At 61.1% G+C, this 22,205-nt stretch carries 20 protein-coding genes; all 20 read left to right on the top strand.

The window, feature by feature from the left end; translation table 11 throughout:
* The first annotated feature begins 47 nt into the window (after positions 1–47).
* The 20 genes from LDZ23_RS13885 (at position 48) to LDZ23_RS13790 (ending at position 21,866) form a co-directional block, all read left to right on the top strand.
* The gene (locus LDZ23_RS13885) at positions 48–1,214 is read left to right on the top strand and encodes an ABC transporter substrate-binding protein (protein WP_033536459.1); all 1,167 of its coding nucleotides are present in this window, start codon (positions 48–50) and stop codon (positions 1,212–1,214) included.
* A gap of 237 nt (positions 1,215–1,451) precedes the next feature.
* Positions 1,452–2,624 carry an ABC transporter substrate-binding protein gene (locus LDZ23_RS13880; protein WP_008352435.1) on the top strand — a complete coding sequence of 391 codons (1,173 nt, stop codon included), beginning with the start codon at positions 1,452–1,454 and terminating at the stop codon, positions 2,622–2,624.
* A gap of 126 nt (positions 2,625–2,750) precedes the next feature.
* Positions 2,751–3,806: a branched-chain amino acid ABC transporter permease gene (locus LDZ23_RS13875; protein ID WP_008352437.1), complete on the top strand. Its 1,056-nt coding sequence runs from the start codon at positions 2,751–2,753 to the stop codon at positions 3,804–3,806.
* A 4-nt stretch (positions 3,807–3,810) separates the two neighbouring features.
* On the top strand, positions 3,811–5,583 hold the full coding sequence (locus LDZ23_RS13870) for a branched-chain amino acid ABC transporter ATP-binding protein/permease (protein ID WP_008352439.1): 1,773 nt from the start codon (positions 3,811–3,813) through the stop codon (positions 5,581–5,583).
* Positions 5,583–6,329, top strand: a complete 747-nt coding sequence (locus tag LDZ23_RS13865; RefSeq protein WP_008352441.1) for an ABC transporter ATP-binding protein — start codon at positions 5,583–5,585, stop codon at positions 6,327–6,329. The genes LDZ23_RS13870 and LDZ23_RS13865 overlap by 1 nt, the downstream gene beginning before the upstream one ends.
* A 157-nt stretch (positions 6,330–6,486) precedes the next feature.
* On the top strand, positions 6,487–8,451 hold the full coding sequence (gene mnmG / locus LDZ23_RS13860; RefSeq protein WP_008352442.1) for a tRNA uridine-5-carboxymethylaminomethyl(34) synthesis enzyme MnmG: 1,965 nt from the start codon (positions 6,487–6,489) through the stop codon (positions 8,449–8,451).
* Positions 8,448–9,113, top strand: a complete 666-nt coding sequence (rsmG, locus tag LDZ23_RS13855) for a 16S rRNA (guanine(527)-N(7))-methyltransferase RsmG (RefSeq protein WP_008352445.1) — start codon at positions 8,448–8,450, stop codon at positions 9,111–9,113. The genes mnmG and rsmG overlap by 4 nt, the downstream gene beginning before the upstream one ends.
* 76 nt (positions 9,114–9,189) lie before the next feature.
* Positions 9,190–9,969 carry a ParA family protein gene (locus LDZ23_RS13850; protein WP_008352447.1) on the top strand — a complete coding sequence of 260 codons (780 nt, stop codon included), beginning with the start codon at positions 9,190–9,192 and terminating at the stop codon, positions 9,967–9,969.
* Positions 9,970–10,013: 44 nt separating this feature from the next.
* Entirely contained in the window at positions 10,014–10,916 is a 903-nt protein-coding gene (locus LDZ23_RS13845) for a ParB/RepB/Spo0J family partition protein (protein ID WP_008352449.1), read from the top strand.
* Between the two features lie 12 nt (positions 10,917–10,928).
* Positions 10,929–12,065, top strand: a complete 1,137-nt coding sequence (locus tag LDZ23_RS13840; RefSeq protein ID WP_008352451.1) for an SLC13 family permease — start codon at positions 10,929–10,931, stop codon at positions 12,063–12,065.
* Positions 12,066–12,297: 232 nt separating this feature from the next.
* Entirely contained in the window at positions 12,298–12,822 is a 525-nt protein-coding gene (locus tag LDZ23_RS13835; protein ID WP_033536468.1) for an ATP synthase subunit I, read from the top strand.
* Positions 12,823–12,999: 177 nt separating this feature from the next.
* The gene (gene atpB, locus LDZ23_RS13830; RefSeq protein WP_008352455.1) at positions 13,000–13,851 is read left to right on the top strand and encodes a F0F1 ATP synthase subunit A; all 852 of its coding nucleotides are present in this window, start codon (positions 13,000–13,002) and stop codon (positions 13,849–13,851) included.
* A gap of 89 nt (positions 13,852–13,940) precedes the next feature.
* A complete protein-coding gene (atpE, locus tag LDZ23_RS13825; RefSeq protein WP_007180033.1) occupies positions 13,941–14,210 on the top strand; it encodes a F0F1 ATP synthase subunit C in 270 nt (89 codons plus the stop codon).
* A 133-nt stretch (positions 14,211–14,343) separates the two neighbouring features.
* On the top strand, positions 14,344–14,814 hold the full coding sequence (locus tag LDZ23_RS13820; protein ID WP_008352476.1) for a F0F1 ATP synthase subunit B: 471 nt from the start codon (positions 14,344–14,346) through the stop codon (positions 14,812–14,814).
* A 2-nt stretch (positions 14,815–14,816) separates the two neighbouring features.
* A complete protein-coding gene (locus LDZ23_RS13815; protein ID WP_008352477.1) occupies positions 14,817–15,359 on the top strand; it encodes a F0F1 ATP synthase subunit delta in 543 nt (180 codons plus the stop codon).
* A 70-nt stretch (positions 15,360–15,429) separates the two neighbouring features.
* On the top strand, positions 15,430–16,971 hold the full coding sequence (atpA, locus tag LDZ23_RS13810) for a F0F1 ATP synthase subunit alpha (protein WP_008352478.1): 1,542 nt from the start codon (positions 15,430–15,432) through the stop codon (positions 16,969–16,971).
* A gap of 64 nt (positions 16,972–17,035) precedes the next feature.
* A complete protein-coding gene (atpG, locus tag LDZ23_RS13805; protein ID WP_008352479.1) occupies positions 17,036–17,920 on the top strand; it encodes a F0F1 ATP synthase subunit gamma in 885 nt (294 codons plus the stop codon).
* Positions 17,921–17,958: 38 nt separating this feature from the next.
* Complete coding sequence (gene atpD, locus LDZ23_RS13800; RefSeq protein ID WP_033536458.1) at positions 17,959–19,353, top strand: F0F1 ATP synthase subunit beta; 1,395 nt, start codon at positions 17,959–17,961, stop codon at positions 19,351–19,353.
* A gap of 77 nt (positions 19,354–19,430) precedes the next feature.
* Positions 19,431–19,856 (top strand): F0F1 ATP synthase subunit epsilon, encoded by a 426-nt coding sequence (locus LDZ23_RS13795; RefSeq protein WP_008352481.1) that lies wholly within the window; start codon positions 19,431–19,433, stop codon positions 19,854–19,856.
* A 279-nt stretch (positions 19,857–20,135) separates the two neighbouring features.
* Complete coding sequence (locus LDZ23_RS13790; protein WP_008352482.1) at positions 20,136–21,866, top strand: AMP-binding protein; 1,731 nt, start codon at positions 20,136–20,138, stop codon at positions 21,864–21,866.
* Positions 21,867–22,205: the final 339 nt, after the last annotated feature.

The following is a 22,205-nucleotide window of genomic DNA, read 5'->3' as shown; positions in this document are numbered from 1 at the left end:
CGCAGGCGATTCTTTACGCATAAGCACGATTTACGGGGCGCAAATCAATGAAGTTGGCATTACGCGGAAAGGCGGTCGCAATGGCCGTCGCGGCATTATCGGCGGTAATCAGCAATCAGGTTTTGGCGGACGTGAAAATCGGCGTGACGGTTTCGGCAACGGGCCCGGCGGCGTCGCTTGGCATTCCCGAGAAGAACACCGTTTCGTTGCTTCCGAAGGAGGTCGCCGGGCAGAAGGTGGAATACATCGTTCTCGACGACGCCACCGATTCCACGCAAGCCGTGAAAAACGCGCGCAAGCTGACGAGCGAAGATCATGTCGATGCGCTCGTCGGCTCGACCGTCGTTCCGAACTCGCTCGCGATGACCGACATCGCCGCTGAAACGCACACGCCGATGATCTCGATGGCCGCAGCCGCGAGCATCGTCGAACCGATGGACGCGAAAAAGGCGTGGGTCTTCAAGACGCCGCAGAACGACATTCTGATGGCCACCGCCATCGCGCAGCACATGTCGAATCATGGCGTGAAGACGGTCGCGTTCATCGGCTTCTCCGATGCCTACGGCGAGAGCTGGTTCAAGGAATTCTCGAAAGCGGCCGATCTCGCGAAGCTGAAGATCGTCGCGAACGAGCGCTTCGCGCGCAACGACGCATCGGTGACGGGCCAGGTGCTCAAGACGATGTCGCAGAACGCGGACGCGGTGCTGATCGCGGGCGCGGGCACGCCGGCCGCGCTGCCGCAGAAGACGCTCAAGGAGCGCGGCTACAAGGGCAAGATCTATCAGACGCACGGCGTCGCCAATAACGACTTCCTGCGCGTGTGCGGCAAGGATTGCGAAGGCACGTTCCTGCCCGCCGGACCGCTGCTCGTCGCGGAGCAGTTGCCCGACAGCAATCCCGTGAAGCAGGCCGCGCTCACGTACAAGAAAGCGTATGAAGGCGCCTACGGCGCGGGTTCGGTGTCGACCTTCGGCGGTCACGCTTGGGACGCGGGCCTCATTCTGCAGCGCGCGATTCCCATTGCGCTGAAGAAGGGCCAGCCCGGCACGCCGGCGTTCCGCGAAGCGCTGCGCGCGGCCATCGAAGAGACGAAGAATCTGCCGGCATCGCACGGCATCTTCAACATGAGCCCCAACGATCACTCCGGACTGGACCAGCGCGCGCGCGTGATGGTGGAGATCGTAGGCGGCAAGTGGAAGCTCTCGGGCAACTGACGCAATCGCATGTGAACTGATTCGAAGAACAAAGGCGCGTCGTTTCGAACGCGCCTTTTTTCTGCGCTGTGCAACGAAAGCCCCGACGAAGAAGAGGGCGCAACGGTCAGGGAAAACGAGCCTTGGCACGCAGTATCGCGGTAAATAGATTGGGGCGGCTCTTTGATTGGCCTCGAAAGTCGCATCGATAACAACTCGCAGCAACGCACCGCCAGTGTGCGCGTTTGGAGACAAGCAATGAAAACGAAGAAGGCATGGATCAAGACCGGCATCGCGCTCGCCATCGCGGGCAGCGTGTTCGCGGGCGCGGGCGCGGCGCTCGCGCAAGTGAAGATCGGCGTGACGCTCTCGGCGACGGGACCGGCGGCATCGCTCGGGATTCCCGAGAAAAATACCGTCGCGCTGTTGCCCAAGGAAATCGGCGGGAAGTCGGTCGAATGGATCGTGCTCGACGACGGTTCCGACACGAGCCGAGCCGTGCAGAACACGCGCAAGCTGATCGACGAAGATCACGTCGATGCGATCGTCGGCTCGACCGTGACGCCAAACTCGCTCGCGATGATCGACCCGGCCGCCGCGGGCAAGACGCCGATGATCTCGATGGCCGCCTCGGCCGCGATCATCTCGCCGATGGACGCGAAGAAAGCGTGGGTCTTCAAGACGCCGCAGAACGACGCGCTCATGGCCGACGCGATCGCGAGCTACATGGAGAAGCACGGCGTGAAGACCGTGGGCTTCATCGGCTTCGCCGATGCCTACGGCGACGGCTGGTACAACGTGTTCAACACGGCGGCCACGGCGCACAAGCTGAAGATCGTCACGAACGAGCGCTTCAACCGCACGGACACGTCCGTGACCGGCCAGGTGCTGAAGACGATGGGCGCGAACCCCGACGCGGTGCTGATCGCGGGTGCGGGCACGCCGTCCGCGCTGCCGGCGAAGGCGCTGAAGGAGCGCGGCTACAAGGGCAAGGTCTATCAGACGCACGGCGTCGCCAACAACGACTTCCTGCGCGTGTGTGGCAAGGATTGCGAGGGAGAGATCCTGCCCGCCGGTCCGGTGCTCGTCACCGAGCAATTGCCGGAGAGCAATCCGGTGAAGAAGTCGTCGGCGGCGTACAAGGACGCGTACGAGAAGGCCTACGGCGCGGGTTCGCTGTCGACGTTCGGCGGCCACGCTTGGGACGCCGGGCAGATGCTTCAGCGCGCGATTCCCGAAGCGCTGAAGAAGGGCCAGCCGGGCACGCCGGAGTTCCGCGAAGCGCTGCGCGCGGCGCTCGAAAACCTCAAGGATCTGCCGGTGTCGCACGGCATCATGAACATGACGCCGACCGATCACAACGGCTTCGACAATCGCGCGCGCGTGATGGTGCAGATCGTCGACGGCAAGTGGAAGCTGCTGAACGACTGATGTCGTGGAACGCGCCTACCCGCGCGTTCGTGTTTCTTAATTTCGAGATGATCTCGTAGAACAAGCGGCGCACCGGCAACGGCGCGCCGCTTGACCATGTTTCACAAGAAGCTCCAAAGAGGAAGTATGGACTTATCGATTGCGGCGATCCTCGCGCAGGACGGGATCACCACGGGCGCGATCTACGCGTTGCTCGCGCTCGCGCTGGTGCTCGTGTTCTCCGTGACACGCGTCATTTTCATTCCGCAGGGCGAGTTCGTCGCGTATGGCGCGCTCACGCTGGCCGCGCTGCAGACGCAGAAGCTGCCCGCCACCTGCTATTTGCTCATCGCGATGGGCGTCGGCTGCTTTATCGCCGAACTCGCTGGCATCGTTCGGCATCCTTCGCGATATCACCAGATCGGACGCTTGCTCACCGTCCTGGCCGGCAAGTATCTGCTGTTTCCCGTTGCGGTTTGGGGCATTACGCAAGCCGCTTTTGCGCAGCCTTTGCCGATGTTGGCCCAGATCGCGCTGACGCTTCTCATCGTCGTGCCGATGGGGCCGTTCGTCTATCGCCTCGCCTATGAGCCGATCGCGGAGGCGAGCACGCTGTTGCTGCTGATCGTCGCGGTCGCCGTGCACTTCGCGATGGTCGGCCTCGGGCTCGTGATGTTCGGCGCCGAAGGATCGCGCACGACGGCATTCTCCGACGCCAACTTCAATCTCGGCAGCGTATCGATCTCCGGGCAAAGCCTGTGGGTCGTGGGGACGGCTGTCGTGTTGATCGTCGCGCTGTACTTCTACTTCGATCGCTCGATTTCCGGCAAGGCGTTGCGCGCGACGTCGGTGAATCGTCTGGGCGCGCGGCTCGTGGGCATCGGCACGACACAGGCGGGGCGCCTCGCGTTCACGCTCGCGGCCGGGCTCGGCGCGCTCTGCGGCGTGCTCGTCGCGCCCATCACGACGATCTACTACGACTCGGGCTTTCTGATCGGCCTGAAGGGTTTCGTGGGCGCGATCGTCGGCGGTCTGGTGAGCTATCCGCTCGCGGCGGCGGGGTCGCTGCTCGTGGGTCTGCTCGAATCGTATTCGTCGTTCTGGGCGAGCGCGTACAAGGAGGTGATCGTCTTCACGCTGATTATTCCGGTGCTGCTGTGGCGAAGCCTGGCGAGCCCGCATTCGGATGAGGACGAGGAGTGAGCCGATGAAATTCCGTTCTTTCTGGATCTTTCTGCTGATCGTTTTCGCGTTGCCGATTCTGCCCGGGCCGGTCGCCGTGCCCGAGTACTGGATCACGCTGCTGAACTACATCGGCCTCTATTCGATCGTCGCGATCGGCCTCGTTCTGCTGACGGGCATCGGCGGGATGACGAGCTTCGGCCAGGCTGCGTTTGTCGGCGTGGGCGCATACGCGACGGCCTTCCTGACGACGCGCTATGGCGTCTCGCCGTGGCTCGCGCTCATCGCAGGCGTCGTGCTGACGGCATTTATCGCGCTGCTGCTCGGTCTTATCACCATGCGTCTGTCCGGGCACTTTCTGCCGCTCGGGACGATCGCGTGGGGCCTCTCGCTGTTCTATCTGTTCGGCAACATGGAACTGCTCGGCAAGTACGACGGCATCAATGGGATTCCGGTGCTCAACGTGTTCGGCTGGCAGCTCGAATCGGGGCGCAGCATCTACTACCTGATCTGGGTCGTCGTGCTGCTCGCGGTGATATCTGTTCAGAATCTGCTTAATAGTCGGCCCGGCCGCGCGATTCGCGCATTGCGCGGAGGCGGCACGATGGCCGAGGCGATGGGCGTCAATACTGCGTGGATGCGCGTGGTCATTTTCATCTATGCAGCAGTTCTGGCGGCCATTTCCGGCTTCCTGTACGCGCACTTGCAGCGCGCGGTGAATCCGACGCCGTTCGGGCTGAATCACGGCATCGAGTTCCTGTTCATGGCGGTGGTCGGCGGCGTGTCGCACGTCTGGGGTGCGATTCTCGGTGCGACGATCCTCACCGTTCTGCAGGATTATCTGCAGACGCTTCTGCCCAAGCTGATCGGCGCCAACGGCAACTTTGAGATCATCGTTTTCGGCGTCGTGATGGTTCTGCTGTTGCAATACGCGAGACAGGGCGTATGGCCGTTCGTCGCGCGCATCTTTCCTCGTGGTCCTCGCGCTCAGGTTCCAGATCACGGCGACGCCCTGCCGCAGCGCAGCAAACCCACGGCGGGCGAGCGCTTGCTGGTTGTCGACAAGGCGCGCAAGCAGTTCGGTGGGCTCGTCGCGGTGAATGATGTCAGTTTCGAGGTGAAGGCGGGCGAGATCATCGGTTTGATCGGACCAAACGGCGCAGGCAAATCCACGACGTTCAATCTCGTCACAGGCGTGCTTCAAGCGACGAGCGGCGCGATCAGTTTTCACGGCGAACGCATCGAGAAGCTGACTTCGCGCGAGATCGTCAAACGTGGCATCGGGCGGACGTTTCAACACGTCAAGATGCTGCCGGGGATGACGGTTCTGGAGAACGTCGCGATCGGAGCGCATTTGCGTGGCAATACGGGCGTCTGGCGCAGCGTCGTCCGTCTGAATGCGGCGGAGGAAGCGCGGCTGATGGCGGAGGCCGCGAAGCAGATCAAGCGCGTCGGGCTGGAGAAGCATATTTATAGCGAAGCGGGGAGTCTCGCGCTGGGTCAGCAGCGGATTCTGGAAATCGCCCGCGCGCTGTGCTGCGATCCGACTCTGTTGCTCTTGGACGAACCTGCCGCTGGCTTGCGGTATCAGGAAAAGCTACAACTGGCTGACTTGCTGCGAAAACTTCGCGCCGAAGGGATGAGCATTCTTCTGGTCGAACACGACATGGACTTCGTGATGAATCTGACGGATCGGCTTGTGGTGATGGAGTTCGGCACCAAGATCGCCGAAGGATTGCCGACAGAAGTCCAGAAGGATCCTGCGGTGCTCGAAGCATATTTGGGTGGGGTGGAGTGATGGCAGATCCGATTCTTCAAGTGGACGGCTTGTCGGTACGCTACGGCAAGGTCGAGGCGTTGCACGACGGCAAGCTCACCGTCGGCGCGGGGCAGATCGTTTCCGTCATCGGGCCGAACGGCGCAGGAAAGTCGACGCTGCTTAACGCGATCATGGGTGCGCTGCCGCAGACGGGGCATTCGAAGGGCGTTGTGCGATATCTTGGAGAAGATATCTCTGCGTTACCGATTGAGCGTCGTGTCGCACGTGGAATGTGCCTGGTGCCGGAAAAACGCGAGCTATTCGCGACGATGGCGGTAGAGGACAACCTCGTGCTCGGCGCTTATCGGCGTAAGAAGGCAGGCGAACGGAATTACCTTGATCAGCTCGATCATGTGTTTCAGCTTTTCCCGCGACTGAAGGAACGGCGGAAGCAAGCGGCCGGAACCTTGTCGGGTGGAGAGCGGCAGATGCTGGCGGTGGGTCGCGCGCTGATGGGTAAGCCGCAACTTCTCATGCTCGACGAGCCGAGCCTCGGGCTGGCGCCGCTGATCGTCAGGGAGATTTTCCATATCATCAGCGCTCTGCGTCAGACGGGCGTTGCCACGCTGCTGATTGAACAAAATGCACGCGCGGCGCTGCAAATCTCCGACTACGGCTATGTTCTCGAGACGGGTGAGTTTGCCCTCGAAGGGAACGCCGATGCGCTTCAACACAATCCCCAAGTTATCGAGACTTATCTTGGCCTGACGAAGAAGGTGGCTTAGACGCCACAACGGCGGTGCCCACCGATGGCGTGTTTCACGTGAAACACGCCATTTTTTTCGTCGCGGGCCGTTCGAGCGAATTCGAGGGCGGGAAGAAACCGTTATAATTCAAAGCTATTCTCTCTTCAGGTTCGTGTCGTTCGCACACGATATCCCAATGCTTTATCCCACAGAATTTGATGTGATCGTCGTCGGAGGCGGTCACGCGGGCACTGAGGCGGCGCTCGCCTCCGCGCGTATGGGCTGCAAAACGCTGCTTTTGACCCATAACATCGAGACGCTCGGTCAGATGAGCTGTAATCCGTCCATCGGCGGGATTGGCAAAGGCCATCTCGTCAAGGAGGTCGACGCGCTCGGCGGCGCCATGGCTGCGGCGACGGACGAGTCCGGCATTCAGTTCCGCATTCTCAATTCGTCGAAGGGGCCGGCGGTGCGGGCGACGCGCGCCCAAGCTGATCGCCTTCTGTACAAGCAGGCGATCCGCCATCGGCTGGAAAATCAACCGAATCTCTGGCTGTTCCAGCAAGCGGTCGATGATTTGATGGTCGAGGGCGATCGCGTCGTCGGTGCTGTGACCCAGGTGGGTCTGCGTTTTCGCGCGCGCGCCGTCGTACTGACCGCAGGGACGTTCCTCGATGGGAAGATCCACGTTGGTCTGAATAACTATGTCGGCGGTCGCGCGGGCGATCCCGCTGCGGTGTCGCTTTCCGCGCGTCTGAAGGAATTGAAGCTGCCTCAGGGCCGTCTCAAAACGGGCACGCCGCCGCGCATCGATGGCCGCACGATAGATTTCTCTCAGCTCGAAGAGCAACCGGGCGACCTCGATCCGATCCCGGTGTTCTCGTTTCTGGGTCGAGTAGAGCAGCATCCGCGTCAATTGCCGTGCTGGGTCACGCACACGAATGCGCGGACGCATGACATCATCCGCTCCGGACTCGATCGATCGCCGATGTATACGGGCGTTATTGAAGGCGTCGGACCGCGCTATTGCCCGTCGATCGAGGACAAGATCCACCGCTTCGCTTCGAAAGACGCGCACCAGATCTTCTTGGAGCCGGAAGGACTGACCACGAACGAGTTCTATCCCAACGGCATCTCCACGAGTCTGCCGTTCGACGTGCAACTCGAGCTCGTGCGCTCGATGCGGGGCCTGGAGCACGCGCACATCCTTCGTCCTGGCTATGCGATCGAATACGACTACTTCGATCCGCGGGCGCTGAAGGCGTCGTTGGAAACGAAGGCGATCAACGGCTTGTTCTTCGCCGGACAGATCAACGGTACGACCGGCTACGAAGAGGCCGCTGCGCAAGGCTTGCTTGCGGGAATCAACGCCGGACTCCAAGTCCAAGGTAAAGAGGCGTGGTCGCCGCGTCGAGATCAGGCGTATCTGGGCGTGCTCGTAGACGATCTCGTGACGCGGGGCGTATCTGAGCCGTACCGCATGTTCACGAGCCGCGCAGAGTACCGTCTGTCACTCCGCGAGGACAACGCGGATATGCGTCTCACGGAAATTGGCCGCGAGCTTGGTGTCATCGACGATATTCGCTGGGACGCGTTCAGCCGCAAGCGCGACGCTGTTTCACGTGAAACACAGCGTCTTCGCTCGACATGGGTCAACCCGAAGACGCTGCCGGCCGAAGAGGCGACCGCGTTGCTCGGCAAGCCGATCGACCATGAGTACAGCTTGGCGGATCTGCTGCGCCGGCCGGGTGTTTCGTACGACGGCATCTGCGCGCTGCGCGACGGAGCTTGTGGCCCGGACGCGCCGTTAGCGGAGGATTCGGTTCTTCTCAGCCAGATCAAGGAGCAAATCGAAATCGGCGTGAAGTATCAAGGTTACATCGACAGGCAAGCGGACGAGATCGTGCGGAACGGCGCGCAGGAAAATACGCGCCTGCCCGAAGGTCTCGACTACAACGAAGTCCGCGGCTTGTCGTTTGAAGCTCGCCAGAAACTGATTCAGCACCGGCCTGAGACCATCGGTCAGGCATCGCGAATCTCGGGCATTACGCCGGCCGCGATCTCGCTGCTGATGGTGCATCTGAAGCGCGGCGCGGGACGTCGCGGCCTCAACTCGCCTAGCGACGATTCGTCAAGCCGTAATACGACGGCGGTTCAATGACGGAGCGCAACCAAACTCTGGCGACGACGCTCGAAAAGGGCGTCTCCGCGCTCGGCCTCGCGCTGTCGTCTTCGCAAAGCCAGAAATTACTCGATTATGTCGCGCTGCTCGGCAAGTGGAACTCCGTCTATAACTTGACGGCAATCCGCGACCCGCAGCAGATGCTGATCCAGCACATTCTCGATTCGCTTGCGATCGTCCCGGCTGTATCCGCGCGAAATCCGTCGACCCTGCTGGACGTCGGTTCGGGCGGCGGTTTGCCCGGCGTCGTGCTGGCGATCGCGCAGCCCGATGTGCGTGTGACGTTGAATGACATCGTCCACAAGAAAACAGCTTTTCAGTCGCAGGCGAAGGCCCAGTTAGGTCTGAACAATCTGTCTGTCGTAACCGGGCGCGTCGAAAGTTTACGTCCGGGCATCGAAGTACCGGAAAAATTCGATGTAATCGTGTCGCGCGCATTCGCAGAGCTCTCCGATTTCGTTACACTTTCGCGTCATCTGGTTGCGGACAACGGGCGGATTCTGGCGATGAAAGGGGTGAAGCCAGATGCCGAAGCCGCGCGAGTGCCGGCGGGCGCCACGGTGCTCGGCATCGAGCGCTTGAATGTGCCGATGCTCGACGCCGAACGGCATCTCGTCGAGATTGCCGTCGAGCCGGTATGACGGTTCGTTGAAGGTTTTCATCCGCCATTCCAGGCACGCTGATCTTCTGACAGCGAAGAAACGAGGACACTAAACGATGGCAAAAATCTTCTGCGTCGCAAATCAGAAGGGCGGCGTTGGAAAGACCACGACAGCGGTCAATCTCGCGGCGAGCCTCGCGGGGCTGGGTCAGCGCGTGTTGCTGATCGACCTGGACCCGCAGGGCAACGCGACCATGGGTAGCGGCATCGACAAGGCCGCGTGCGAGAACACGGTTTACGAAGTGCTCGTCGATGGCGTCACGCTGCGCGAAGCGCGTACCCGTCCGGAGGCCGTTGGTTACGACGTGCTGCCGGCCAATCGCGAACTCGCTGGCGCGGAAGTCGAACTCGTGGACATGGAAAACCGCGAGCGCATTCTTCGCGTCGCGATCGAAGAAGTAGTCGATGACTATGACTTCGTGCTGATCGATTGCCCCCCGGCACTTTCGCTGCTGACGCTCAACGCGTTGTGCGCGGCGCACGGCGTGGTGATTCCGATGCAGTGCGAATACTTCGCGCTGGAGGGGCTGTCCGACCTCGTGAACACGATCAAGCAGGTTCACGCCAATCTGAACCGCGACCTGAAGGTCATCGGCTTGCTGCGCGTGATGTTCGATCCCCGGATCACGCTGCAACAACAAGTGTCGGATCAATTGAAAGAGCATTTCGGCAGCAAGCTGTTCGATGTCGTGATCCCGCGCAATGTGCGTCTTGCCGAGGCGCCGAGCTACGGGCTGCCGGGTGTCGTGTTCGACAAATCGTCGCGCGGCGCGCAGGCGTATATCCAGTTCGGCACGGAAATGATCGAGCGCGTGCGTGCGCTCGACCTCAACTAAGCAAACCCATTCGATGCGGCAGTCACGCCGATGGAGGAACCGAAATGAGCGCTGTGATGAAAAAGAAGGGTTTGGGCCGAGGCCTGGATGCATTGCTCGGCGGCAGCGTCGACATTACGGAAGCCGTGCGCGGTGAAGGCACGCCGTCGGTGTTGCCGCTCGACAAGCTGCAGGCCGGGAAGTATCAGCCGCGCACGCGCATGGACGAGGGCGCGCTGCAGGAGCTCGCGGCGAGTATCCGCGCGCAAGGGCTGATGCAACCGATCCTCGTGCGCTCGGTCGGCGACGATCACTATGAAATCATCGCAGGCGAGCGGCGTTTTCGCGCCGCGCGCCTGGCGGGGCTCGATGAAGTCCCCGTTCTCGTAAAAAACGTGCCAGATCAGGCTGCCGCAGCGATGGCGCTGATCGAAAACATCCAGCGCGAGGATTTGAATCCGCTGGAAGAGGCGCAGGGCATCCAGCGCCTGCTCGATGAGTTCAGCTTCACGCACGAACAGGCTGCCGAGTCGGTCGGCCGCTCGCGCAGCGCCGTCTCTAATCTGTTGCGTCTTTTGAACCTGGCGACGCCCGTTCAGACGATGCTCCTCGCCGGCGACCTCGACATGGGCCACGCGCGCGCGCTGCTCGCCGTCGACGCAGCGACGCAAATTCAACTTGCCAATCACGTTGTCAATCGCCGCTTGTCGGTGCGTGAAACGGAGCGCCTCGTCGCGGCGACGACCAAGGAAGCGCCTGCGACAAAAGCACGCGCCGCGAACGACGGCGGACGTGATACGCGTCGGCTCGAAGAAGAGTTGTCGGATCTGCTATCGGCCAACGTGAAGATCAAGCTGGGCGGAAGAGGGCGCGGAAAAGTCACGATCGATTTCGGCACGCTCGACTCGCTCGAAGGCATTCTGACGAAGCTGCGCGGCAGCATCGAAGCGACGACTCCCACAGCCTGACCCGCGCACATCTTGTCCGAATTCGACGTCAACCGTACACGTTCCGACTTTCTTGCGCGCATCTGGCGGGCCGTCTCGAAAGAGCCGGTTCTCGCCATTTTGGTATTCGCGCTCGTCGTGTTGCAGATCGCCCACCCACGTCCGTGGATGTCCCTGCCGGGTCTCGTCGACTGGCAGACGGTGCTTACACTCGCGGGCCTGCTGGTGCTGACCAAGGCCATCGAATTATCAGGATTCCTGATGTGGGCCGCGCATCGGCTCGTGCATCACATTCATGGCGAACGCACGTTGGCGCTGCTCCTCGTGGCGCTCGCCGCGGGCCTCTCCACGGTGCTGACCAACGACGTAGCGCTTTTCGCCGTCGTCCCGCTCGCCTTGTCGTTGCACAAGCTCGCGCCGCTGCCGATCAAACGGCTCGTCATCGTCATTGCGCTGTCGGTCAACGCAGGCTCGATTCTCACGCCACTCGGCAATCCCCAGAACCTTTTCCTGTGGCAGACGAGCGGCGTCGGCTTCCCGGCGTTCGTCTGGGCGATGCTGCCGCTGTGCGCCGCGTTGATGGCGCTGCTCGGCATCGTCACGTTCGCGATGTTCCGCGCGGAGCCGCTGGATCTTTCCGGCGATGTCGAGGAACATCGCGTCGATCGCGTGCTGTGCGGTGTCAGCGTGCTCGCGTTTGCGGCGTTCGTCGCGCTCGCCGATGCGCATCACGCCGGCCCGGCGCTGGCCGTTCTGGCGGCCGTCTTCCTGTTGTGGCGACGTGAAGTCGTGTTGAAGATCGACTGGCTGCTGCTCCTCATCTTCGTGATGATGTTCATCGTGCTGCGCAGCGCGGCCGCGTTGCCGTCGATTCACGCAGGCATCGCCCATATAGGCATCGATACGCCGATGCGCGCGTATGCGGCGGGCGCGGTGCTGTCGCAGGCCATCAGCAACGTGCCGGCGGCCATCGTGCTCGCGGAGTTCTCGAAGGACTGGCGCGCGCTCGCATTTGGCGTGAGCGTCGGTGGATTCGGTATCGCAATCGGTTCGCTCGCGAATCTCATCGCCGTGCGCTTGTCGGGTGAAAAAGGCATGTGGATGCCATTTCACATGGTGTCGATCCCGTTCTGGATCGTGGCAATCGTCATCGGCTGGGCGCTCGTTTGATGCTCGGCGCAGGCTCCTCCATCGAATGAAAATCTCCTTGCAATTGCAAGGAAAGTCTCGCTTTTGAGACCGTTTTTTAAGGTTCGTCTGCTTGGTTTTTGACGCGCCTAAACTATTGAATCCGTGACAACAATCGCTTACAATCGCCCGGATTTATCAGCTAGGCCACCTCGAAAGCGCAGCGAAAGCGCAGGGTGATTTTCCCGGACTTTTGGTTGAAGGTTGGAAGACGGTGCGAGAGGAAAATCGAGCGCCGGACGCTCACGCAACCGGCGATGAAAACGCCTCCGGAAATCAGCCGCGCAGTTCGTCGAGCGACTCGTGGGATGCCGAAGCGCAAGAAAATAATATCGTTCCGCTCACGCGGGATCAGGCACAGAAGCTGTTTGGGCCCGAGGTGAGTCGTCCATCGCGTGTCACGCCGTTTAAGGTCGTGGCAGCGCAAATGGTTTTGTCCCTGGGTGCGACGCTGTTGTGGTGGCTGTTCTACAAGCCGCCGGGCGATGCTGCGCTGTCCGCATTTCTGGGGGGAGCGATCTGCTGGGTGCCGAGCGCTCTGTTCGCCGCGCGCCTGCGGGCGAAGAGCGGCGCGGAGACGATCATGAGCTGGATGATCGGCGAAGCGCTCAAGATGGGAGCGACGATCGCCATGTTCGTGGCGGTCGCGTACTGGTACAAGAGCGCGTTGTGGTTGCCGCTGCTCGTTACGTACATCGTCGCTCTGAAGACTTACTGGGTTGCAATGGCGCTTCGGTGACGATTCTTGACGTCCCAGGTAAGTGCCCGCAGCACGGATTGTAAGTAGCATCACGTATGAACAAGTGCGGACGTTGTGCCGCACTCGGGCCTCTCGACCCGGAGCCGCGCCGCGAAGCGGCGGCTCGGAAGCGACAGGCGGCGAAAGATTTTTGACAATTTGGGTGGCTTTAACGATATGGCAGCTAGCGAAGGAACGCACGCTCTGGATCCGTCCGAGTACATTGCGCACCACTTGCAGAATCTTTCCACGCACGCACAGACGTCGATCTTCGACATCCACGTCTGGAATCTCGACACGCTGTTCTGGTCGATCGTGTGCGGTGTCATCACCATCGTCATTCTCGGTCTTGCTGCACGCAAGGCGACGTCCGGTGTTCCCGGCCGTTTCCAGTGCGCCATCGAGATGCTGGTCGAAATGGTCGAAGACCAGTCGAAGTCGATGATCCACGGCAGCCGCCGCTTCATCGCTCCGCTCGCGCTGACCGTGTTCGTCTGGGTCGCCCTGATGAACTCGCTCGACTTCATCCCCGTGGATCTGCCGCCGCGCATCATCGGCTGGCTCGGTCTCGAAAACGTCCTTCCGCATCATCGCATCGTTCCGACGGCTGACCTCAACGGCACCATCGGTATCGCGCTCGGCGTGTTCGTGCTGATGATCTACTACAACTTCAAGATCAAGGGCGCTGGCGGCTTCGTGCACGAACTGCTGTCCGCTCCGTTCGGCGCGCATCCGCTGCTGTGGATTCCGAACCTCGCGCTGAACATCATCGAGTTCGTCGCCAAGACGGTGTCGCTCGGCATGCGGCTGTTCGGCAACATGTACGCCGGCGAACTGCTGTTCCTGCTGATCGCCCTTCTGGGCAGCATGTGGACGTTCGGTGCGGACGCTTCCGTGCTCGGCTTCATCGGCCACGTGGTCGCGGGCACGGTTTGGGCGATCTTCCACATTCTGATCGTGCTGTTGCAGGCGTTCATTTTCATGATGCTGACGCTGGTGTACATCGGCCAGGCGCATGACTCACACTGACGCGTTGCGGCACGTTCCGGAATCGTTCAGGTTTTAGGTTTTCGTTTTTTATAAATCCAGTTCCAAAGTCTTTAATCAAAGGAGTGATCATGCAAGCTTTCATCGCCAACATCCAAGGTCTGACCGCCATCGGTATCGGCATCATCATCGGCCTGGGTGCAATCGGCGCCTGTATCGGTATCGGTCTGATGGGCGGCAAGTACATCGAAGCATGCGCCCGCCAGCCGGAACTGATGAACCCGCTGCAGACCAAGATGTTCCTGCTGGCTGGTCTGATCGACGCGGCGTTCCTGATCGGCGTTGGTGTGGCAATGCTGTTTGCGTTCGCGAACCCGCTGCTCTCGAAGCTCGCAGGCTGAGGTTCCTCGGAAGTGTGCGTCTGACTTTTTAAAGACGCTTAACGGAACGGGTGAGGCGCTGATCGAGCTCAACAAGCCGATGAGCGCCTTTTAACCGTTTCACCTCCGATCAAGCAACGTTTAAGGAAACACCGTGAATCTCAACGCAACCCTGTTTGCGCAAATGGTCGTGTTTCTGATCCTCGCGTGGTTCACGATGAAGTTCGTGTGGCCGCCGTTGATCAACGCCCTCGACGAGCGCTCGAAGAAGATTGCCGACGGCCTCGCCGCCGCCGACAAGGGCAAAGCGGAACTCGAAGCTGCGCACAAGCGCGTCGACCAGGAACTCGCGCAAGCGCGCAACGACGGCCAGCAACGCATCGCCGACGCTGAAAAGCGCGCTGCCGCAGTCGCAGAAGAAATCAAGGCCAACGCTCAAGCCGAAGCCGCGCGTATCGTTGCGCAAGCCAAGGCCGACGCCGACCAGCAAATCGTGAAGGCTCGCGAAGCGCTGCGTGGCGAAGTCGCTGCGCTGGCTGTGAAAGGCGCTGAGCAGATTCTGAAGCGCGAAGTCGATCAGAAGGCACACGCCGATCTGCTGAATCAACTCAAAACCGAGCTCTGATCATGGCCGAACTTGCAACCATCGCTCGTCCTTACGCAGAAGCGCTGTTCCGCGTGGCCGAAACCGGCGATCTCGCGGGCTGGTCCACCTTCGTTGAGGCGCTGGCACAGGTTGCGCGTCTGCCCGAAGTGGAAACGGTCGCTTCGAGCCCGAAGGTGAGCCGCCAGCAAATCGTCGATCTCCTGCTCGCCGCAGTGAAGTCGCCGTTGGCCCAAAGCCAGCCTCAAGCGAAGAACTTCGTCGGCATGCTGGTCGAGAACCATCGCCTGCCGCTGCTGCCGGAAATCGCCGTCCAGTTCGACGAGCTGAAGAACGCCCGTGAAGGTGCTGCCGATGCTCACATCGTGAGCGCGTTCCCCCTCGAAGGCGAACAGTTGAACGACCTCGTTGCAAGCCTCGAACGCAAGTTCCAGCGCAAGCTGAAACCGACCGTCGAAATCGATCAGTCGCTGATCGGCGGCGTTCGCGTGACGGTTGGCGACGAAGTGCTCGATACCTCGGTCCGCGCGCGCCTCGCCAGCATGCAGACGGCTCTGACCGCTTAATTTGCGAATTAATGCGATCAACCGAGTCTGATGACTGGCACGCAACAGAATTGACTATCAGGAGCGAATAATGCAACTCAATCCCTCTGAGATCAGCGAGCTGATCAAGAGCCGGATCCAGGGCCTTGAAGCGAGCGCGGACGTTCGCAACCAGGGCACCGTGATCTCCGTGACCGACGGTATCGTGCGTATCCACGGCCTGTCGGACGTGATGCAGGGCGAAATGCTCGAATTCCCGGGCAACACCTTCGGCCTCGCGCTGAACCTCGAACGTGACTCGGTCGGCGCCGTTATTCTCGGCGAGTACGAGCACATCTCGGAAGGCGACATCGTCAAGACGACGGGCCGCATTCTGGAAGTGCCGGTCGGTCCGGAACTCGTCGGCCGTGTGGTCGACGCGCTCGGCAACCCGATCGACGGTAAAGGCCCGATCAACGCGAAGGCAACGGACGCAATCGAAAAGATCGCCCCGGGCGTGATTTGGCGTAAGTCGGTGTCGCAGCCGGTGCAGACGGGTCTGAAATCGATCGACTCGATGGTGCCGATCGGCCGTGGCCAGCGCGAGCTGATCATCGGCGACCGTCAGTGCGGCAAGACCGCGGTGGCCGTCGACGCGATCATCAACCAGAAGGGCAAGGATCTCATCTGTATCTACGTCGCGATCGGCCAGAAGGCTTCGTCGATCATGAACGTGGTGCGCAAGCTCGAGGAAACCGGCGCGATGGCTTACACCATCGTCGTGGCGGCTTCGGCTTCGGAATCGGCCGCGATGCAGTACCTCGCGCCGTACGCCGGCTGCACGATGGGCGAATACTTCCGCGATCGCGGCCAAGATGCGCTGATCGTCTATGACGACTTGACCAAGCAGGCGTGGGCGTATCGCCAGATCTCGCTGCTGCTGCGCCGTCCGCCGGGCCGCGAAGCGTATCCGGGCGATGTGTTCTATCTGCACTCGCGTCTGCTCGAGCGTGCGGCTCGGGTCTCGGAAGAGTACGTCGAGAAGTTCACGAACGGCGAAGTGAAAGGCAAGAGCGGTTCGCTGACGGCACTGCCGGTCATCGAAACGCAAGCCGGCGACGTGACCGCATTCGTTCCGACGAACGTGATCTCGATTACCGACGGCCAGATCTTCCTGGAAACCGACCTGTTCAACGCCGGTATCCGCCCTGCTATCAACGCGGGCGTGTCGGTGTCGCGCGTCGGCGGTGCGGCTCAGACGAAGGTCATCAAGAAGCTGTCGGGCGGTATCCGTACCGACCTCGCGCAGTATCGTGAGCTCGCCGCGTTCGCGCAGTTCGCATCGGACCTCGACGAAGCCACCCGCAAGCAGCTCGAGCGCGGCCGCCGCGTGACGGAACTGCTGAAGCAGCCGCAGTATCAGCCGCTGCAAGTGTGGGAACTGGCCGTCGCGCTGTTCGCAGCCAACAACGGCTATCTGGACGATCTCGAAGTTTCGCAAGTGCTCGCATTCGAAAAGGGCATGCGCGAATTCCTGAAGACCAGCCACGGCGATCTGATTAAGCGCATCGAAGACAATAAAGACTTGTCGAAGGACGACGAAGGCGCACTGCATGCCGCGCTGAAGGACTTCAAGAAGTCGGGCGCTTATTGATCGGGATAGAGGAGCAACGCGCGATGTCACCGGACGTCGCGCGGCTTCGATCAAGGAGTAAGCAATGGCTGGAATGAAGGAAATTCGCGGCAAGATCAAGAGCGTGCAGAACACGCGCAAGATCACGAAAGCGATGGAAATGGTCGCCGCATCGAAGATGCGCCGCGCCCAGGAGCGCATGCGTTCCGCCCGTCCGTATGCCGACAAGGTCCGTTCGATCGCATCGCACATGAGCCGTGCGAACCCCGAGTATCGCCATCCGTTCATGGTCGAGAACAAGGGCGCAAAGACGGCCGGCCTGATCCTCGTCACGACCGACAAGGGTCTGTGCGGCGGCATGAACACGAACATCCTGCGTGCGTCGCTGAACAAGATCAAGGAACTCGATCAAAGCGGTGTCCAGATCGAAGCTTCGGCGATCGGCGGCAAGGGACTCGGCTTCCTGAATCGCCTGAAGGCGAAGGTCGTGTCGCAAGTCACGCAACTGGGCGACACGCCGCATCTGGAAAAGCTGATCGGCGCGATCAAGGTGCAGCTCGACCTGTATTCGGAAGGCAAGATCAACGCGGTGTACCTCGCGTACACGCGCTTCATCAACACGATGAAGCAGGAAGCGGTGATCGAGCAACTGCTGCCGTTGTCGGTGGACGACCTGGACGCGAAGGACGAAGGCGGCGTCACGCCGAAGACCTCGTGGGACTACATCTACGAGCCGGACGCGCAAACCGTGGTGGACGAGCTTCTCGTGCGCTACGTCGAAGCGCTCGTCTATCAGGCGGTCGCGGAAAACATGGCGTCGGAGCAATCCGCGCGCATGGTCGCGATGAAGGCCGCGTCGGACAACGCGAAGACCGTGATCAACGAACTGCAGCTCGTCTACAACAAGAGCCGCCAGGCCGCGATTACGAAAGAATTGTCGGAAATCGTCGGCGGCGCCGCAGCGGTCTGACGGCCGCGTGAAAGAACACAGTATCTAAAGGAAATGCGATGAGTACTACTGCTTTGGTAGAAGGCAAGATCGTACAGTGCATCGGCGCCGTTATCGACGTGGAATTTCCGCGTGCGCAAATGCCGAAGATTTACGACGCGCTCATTCTGGAAGGCACCGAACTGACGCTCGAAGTCCAGCAGCAGCTGGGCGACGGCGTGGTTCGCACCATCTGTCTGGGTGCATCCGACGGCCTGCGCCGCGGCACGATGGTCAAGAACACGGGCAAGCCCATCAGCGTGCCGGTCGGCAAGCCGACGCTCGGCCGCATCATGGACGTGCTCGGCCGTCCGATCGACGAAGCGGGTCCGATCGAATCGGAAACGACGCGTTCGATCCACCAGAACGCACCTTCGTTCGACGAGCTGTCGCCGTCGACGGAACTGCTCGAAACCGGCATCAAGGTTATCGACCTGATCTGCCCGTTCGCGAAGGGCGGCAAGGTCGGTCTGTTCGGCGGTGCAGGCGTGGGCAAGACCGTGAACATGATGGAACTCATCAACAACATCGCGAAGGAGCACGGCGGTTACTCCGTGTTCGCGGGCGTTGGCGAGCGTACCCGTGAAGGGAACGACTTCTATCACGAAATGAAGGACTCGAACGTTCTCGACAAGGTCGCGCTGGTCTACGGCCAGATGAACGAGCCGCCGGGCAACCGTCTGCGCGTCGCGCTGACCGGTCTGACGATGGCCGAGCACTTCCGTGACGAAGGCCTCGACGTGCTGTTCTTCGTCGACAACATCTATCGTTTCACGCTGGCGGGTACGGAAGTGTCCGCACTGCTCGGCCGTATGCCTTCGGCAGTGGGCTATCAGCCGACGCTGGCTGAAGAAATGGGCAAGCTGCAAGAGCGCATCACGTCGACGAAGACCGGCTCGATCACGTCCGTTCAGGCCGTGTATGTCCCTGCGGATGACTTGACCGACCCGTCGCCGGCTACGACCTTCGGCCACCTGGATGCAACCGTCGTGTTGTCGCGTGACATCGCTTCGCTGGGTATCTATCCGGCAGTGGACCCGCTCGATTCGACCTCGCGTCAGATCGACCCGAACGTGATTGGCGAAGAGCACTACACGATCACGCGCGGCGTGCAGCAGACGCTGCAGCGCTACAAGGAACTGCGCGACATCATCGCGATTCTGGGCATGGACGAACTGTCGCCGGAAGACAAGCTGTCGGTTGCGCGCGCTCGTAAGATCCAGCGTTTCCTGTCGCAGCCGTTCCACGTTGCTGAAGTGTTCACGGGCTCGCCGGGCAAGTACGTGCCGCTGAAGGAAACCATCCGCGGCTTCAAGATGATCGTCGAAGGTGAGTGCGATCATCTGCCGGAGCAGGCGTTCTACATGGTCGGCACGATCGACGAAGCCTTCGAAAAGGCCAAGAAGATCCAGTAAGAGTCGGGTGTTTTTCAGGCGGACGTCCGCGCAGCGCGGGCGTCCACTCATGACACCGACGACAGGAGTCGACATACATGGCAACCATCAAGGTAGACGTCGTCAGCGCGGAAGAGCAGATCTTCTCGGGCCAGGCGAAGTTCGTCGCGCTGCCGGGCGAAGCGGGTGAACTCGGCATTCTGCCGGGTCATACGCCGCTCATCACGCGCATTCGTCCCGGTGCGGTGCGTATCGAGGCGGAAGACGGTACGGAAGAGTTCGTGTTCGTTGCCGGCGGGATTCTCGAAATCCAGCCGGGCATCGTGACCGTGCTCGCCGATACAGCCATCCGCGGCGCGGATCTCGACGAAGCGAAGGCAGAGCAGGCGAAGAAGCGCGCCGAGGAAGCGATTCAAAACAACACCTCGGAGCTCGAGTACGCGACCGCGCAAGCGGAACTCGCTTACGCGACGGCTCAACTCGCGGCGATCCAACGTCTGCGCAAGGCGCACGCAAAGCACTAAGCGCACGACGCATCGAGCAGCAGCGATCAGCAGGTCAAGAAAGCAGCCTTCGGGCTGCTTTTTTTATGCTCCTAATCGGCAAATCGCGCACGCAAATCTGCATAACGGTTATGTGGCGCTCACTCCGATTCACGTAAGCGATTGATTCAGCGCATCTTTCGCCGATTGCACGAAAGCGGCATTGCGGGAAACACTCAATGCCCGCGCCCGTCCTCGCGATGCACAATGGCCTCCAATTAGCCTTCACCGGGCGGCGATTCACATTGGCGGAGACCATCGATGACAACTGAACCGACCCACGCCGGCGCGCAGATCGAACCGCGCGACGGCATTTCCTATGTTCGCGGCGCGACCGACATCCCATTGAGCGACGCGACCGTTGCGCGCTTCCTTCTCGAAACCGCTGGGAGATTCCCCGATCGCCCGGCCGTCGTGTTCCGCGAGCAGAACATCCGCTGGACGTGGCGCGAGTTCGCAAATCAGATCGACGTGCTCGCGAGCGGACTGCTCGCGCTCGGCATCGAGGCGGGTGATCGCGTCGGCATCTGGTCGCCCAACCGCATCGAATGGCTGCTCACGCAGTTCGCCACCGCGCGCATGGGCGCCACGCTCGTCAACATCAATCCGGCGTACCGGCTGGCCGAGCTCGAATATGCGCTGAACAAGGTCGGCTGCAAGGCGATCATCGCGGCCGAGCAGTTCAAGTCATCGAAATATCTGGAGATGCTGCAGACGCTCGCGCCCGAACTCGCGCATGCCGAGCCGAACGCGCTTCACGCCGCGAATCTGCCGGAATTGCGCGCCGTGATCCGCATGGGCGAGAGCAAGACGCCCGGCATGCTCAATTTCGAGGACGTGATGCGTACCGGTCGCGAACGGCTCGACGCGACGCCGCTCGACGCAGTCGAGGCGAAGCTGAAGCCGGACGACCCGATCAACATCCAGTTCACGAGCGGCACGACCGGCAATCCGAAGGGCGCGACGCTCACACATCGGAACATCGTCAACAACGCGCGCTATATCGCAATGGCGATGCGCCTGACCGAGCAGGATTCGCTGTGCATTCCGGTGCCGCTGTATCACTGCTTCGGCATGGTCCTGGCCGTGCTCGCGTGCGTATCGACGGGCTGCACGATGGTGTTTCCCGGCGAAGCCTTCGACCCCGCCGCGACGCTCGCTGCCGTGCACGAGGAAAAATGCACGGCGCTGCATGGCGTGCCGACGATGTTCATCGCCGAACTGGACCACCCGGACTTCGGGAAGTACGATCTGAGCCGGCTGCGCACGGGCATCATGGCGGGTTCGCCGTGTCCGATCGAGACGATGAAGCGCGTCGTGTCGAAGATGCATCTCAGCGAGATCACGATCGCGTACGGCATGACTGAGACAAGCCCCGTGTCCTTCCAGAGCTCGACGACCGATCCGCTCGACAAGCGCACCACGACCGTCGGACGCATTCAGCCGCATCTGGAAGTGAAGATCGTCGATCCGCTGGGCAATATCGTGCCGGTCGGCGAAACCGGCGAGCTGTGCACGCGCGGCTATTCGGTGATGAAAGGCTACTGGGGCGACGACGCCAAGACGCGCGAGGCGATCGTCGACGGATGGATGCACACCGGCGACCTCGCGACCATCGACGCGGAAGGTTACTGCAACATCGTCGGCCGCCTGAAGGACATGCTGATTCGGGGCGGCGAGAACGTCTATCCGCGCGAAATCGAGGAATTCCTGTTCCGTCATCCGAAGGTGCAGTCGGTGCAGGTCTTCGGCGTGCCCGATCAGAAATACGGCGAGGAAGTATGCGCGTGGATCGTCGTGCGTCCCGGCGAGCAGGCGAGCGAGGAGGAAATTCGCGAGTTTTGCCAAGGACAGATCGCGCACTACAAGATTCCGCGCTACATCCGCTTCGTCGACGAACTGCCGATGACCGTCACCGGAAAGGCGCAGAAATTCGTGATGCGCGCTCGCATGATCGACGAACTGAAGATCGCCGAGGCCAAAACGGCCTGAACTTCGGCGCCGCTTCGCGGTGAAAAGACAAAGGGAGCGCTGCGGCGCTCCCTTCTGTCATTGGACGAAACGTTCGGGTGTTGAAATCCCAAAACGCAAACGTTTGTCCGGGCGAAAAAAAAGCGGGCCTGGAGCCCGCTAAAAACCACACGCTACGGGGTTAGCGCGAGGAGACCAAACGTGGGATGTGTCGAATGCCTTGCATTCGAATAACGATCCCAACACCGATGCCCCAAATGTGAGTGCTTCGGCCACAGCCTGCCATCGGATCGCGTTGTTCTCGCACGACGCGACGCAATACATCCGTGTTGAAACCGTTTCAACAGATTGTGGGCGAAT

Source organism: Caballeronia zhejiangensis (assembly GCF_022879815.1).
In the GTDB taxonomy this organism is placed as follows: domain Bacteria; phylum Pseudomonadota; class Gammaproteobacteria; order Burkholderiales; family Burkholderiaceae; genus Caballeronia; species Caballeronia zhejiangensis.
Note: the sequence above shows the minus strand (reverse complement) of the source record. Positions and strands in the feature narration are given on the sequence as shown.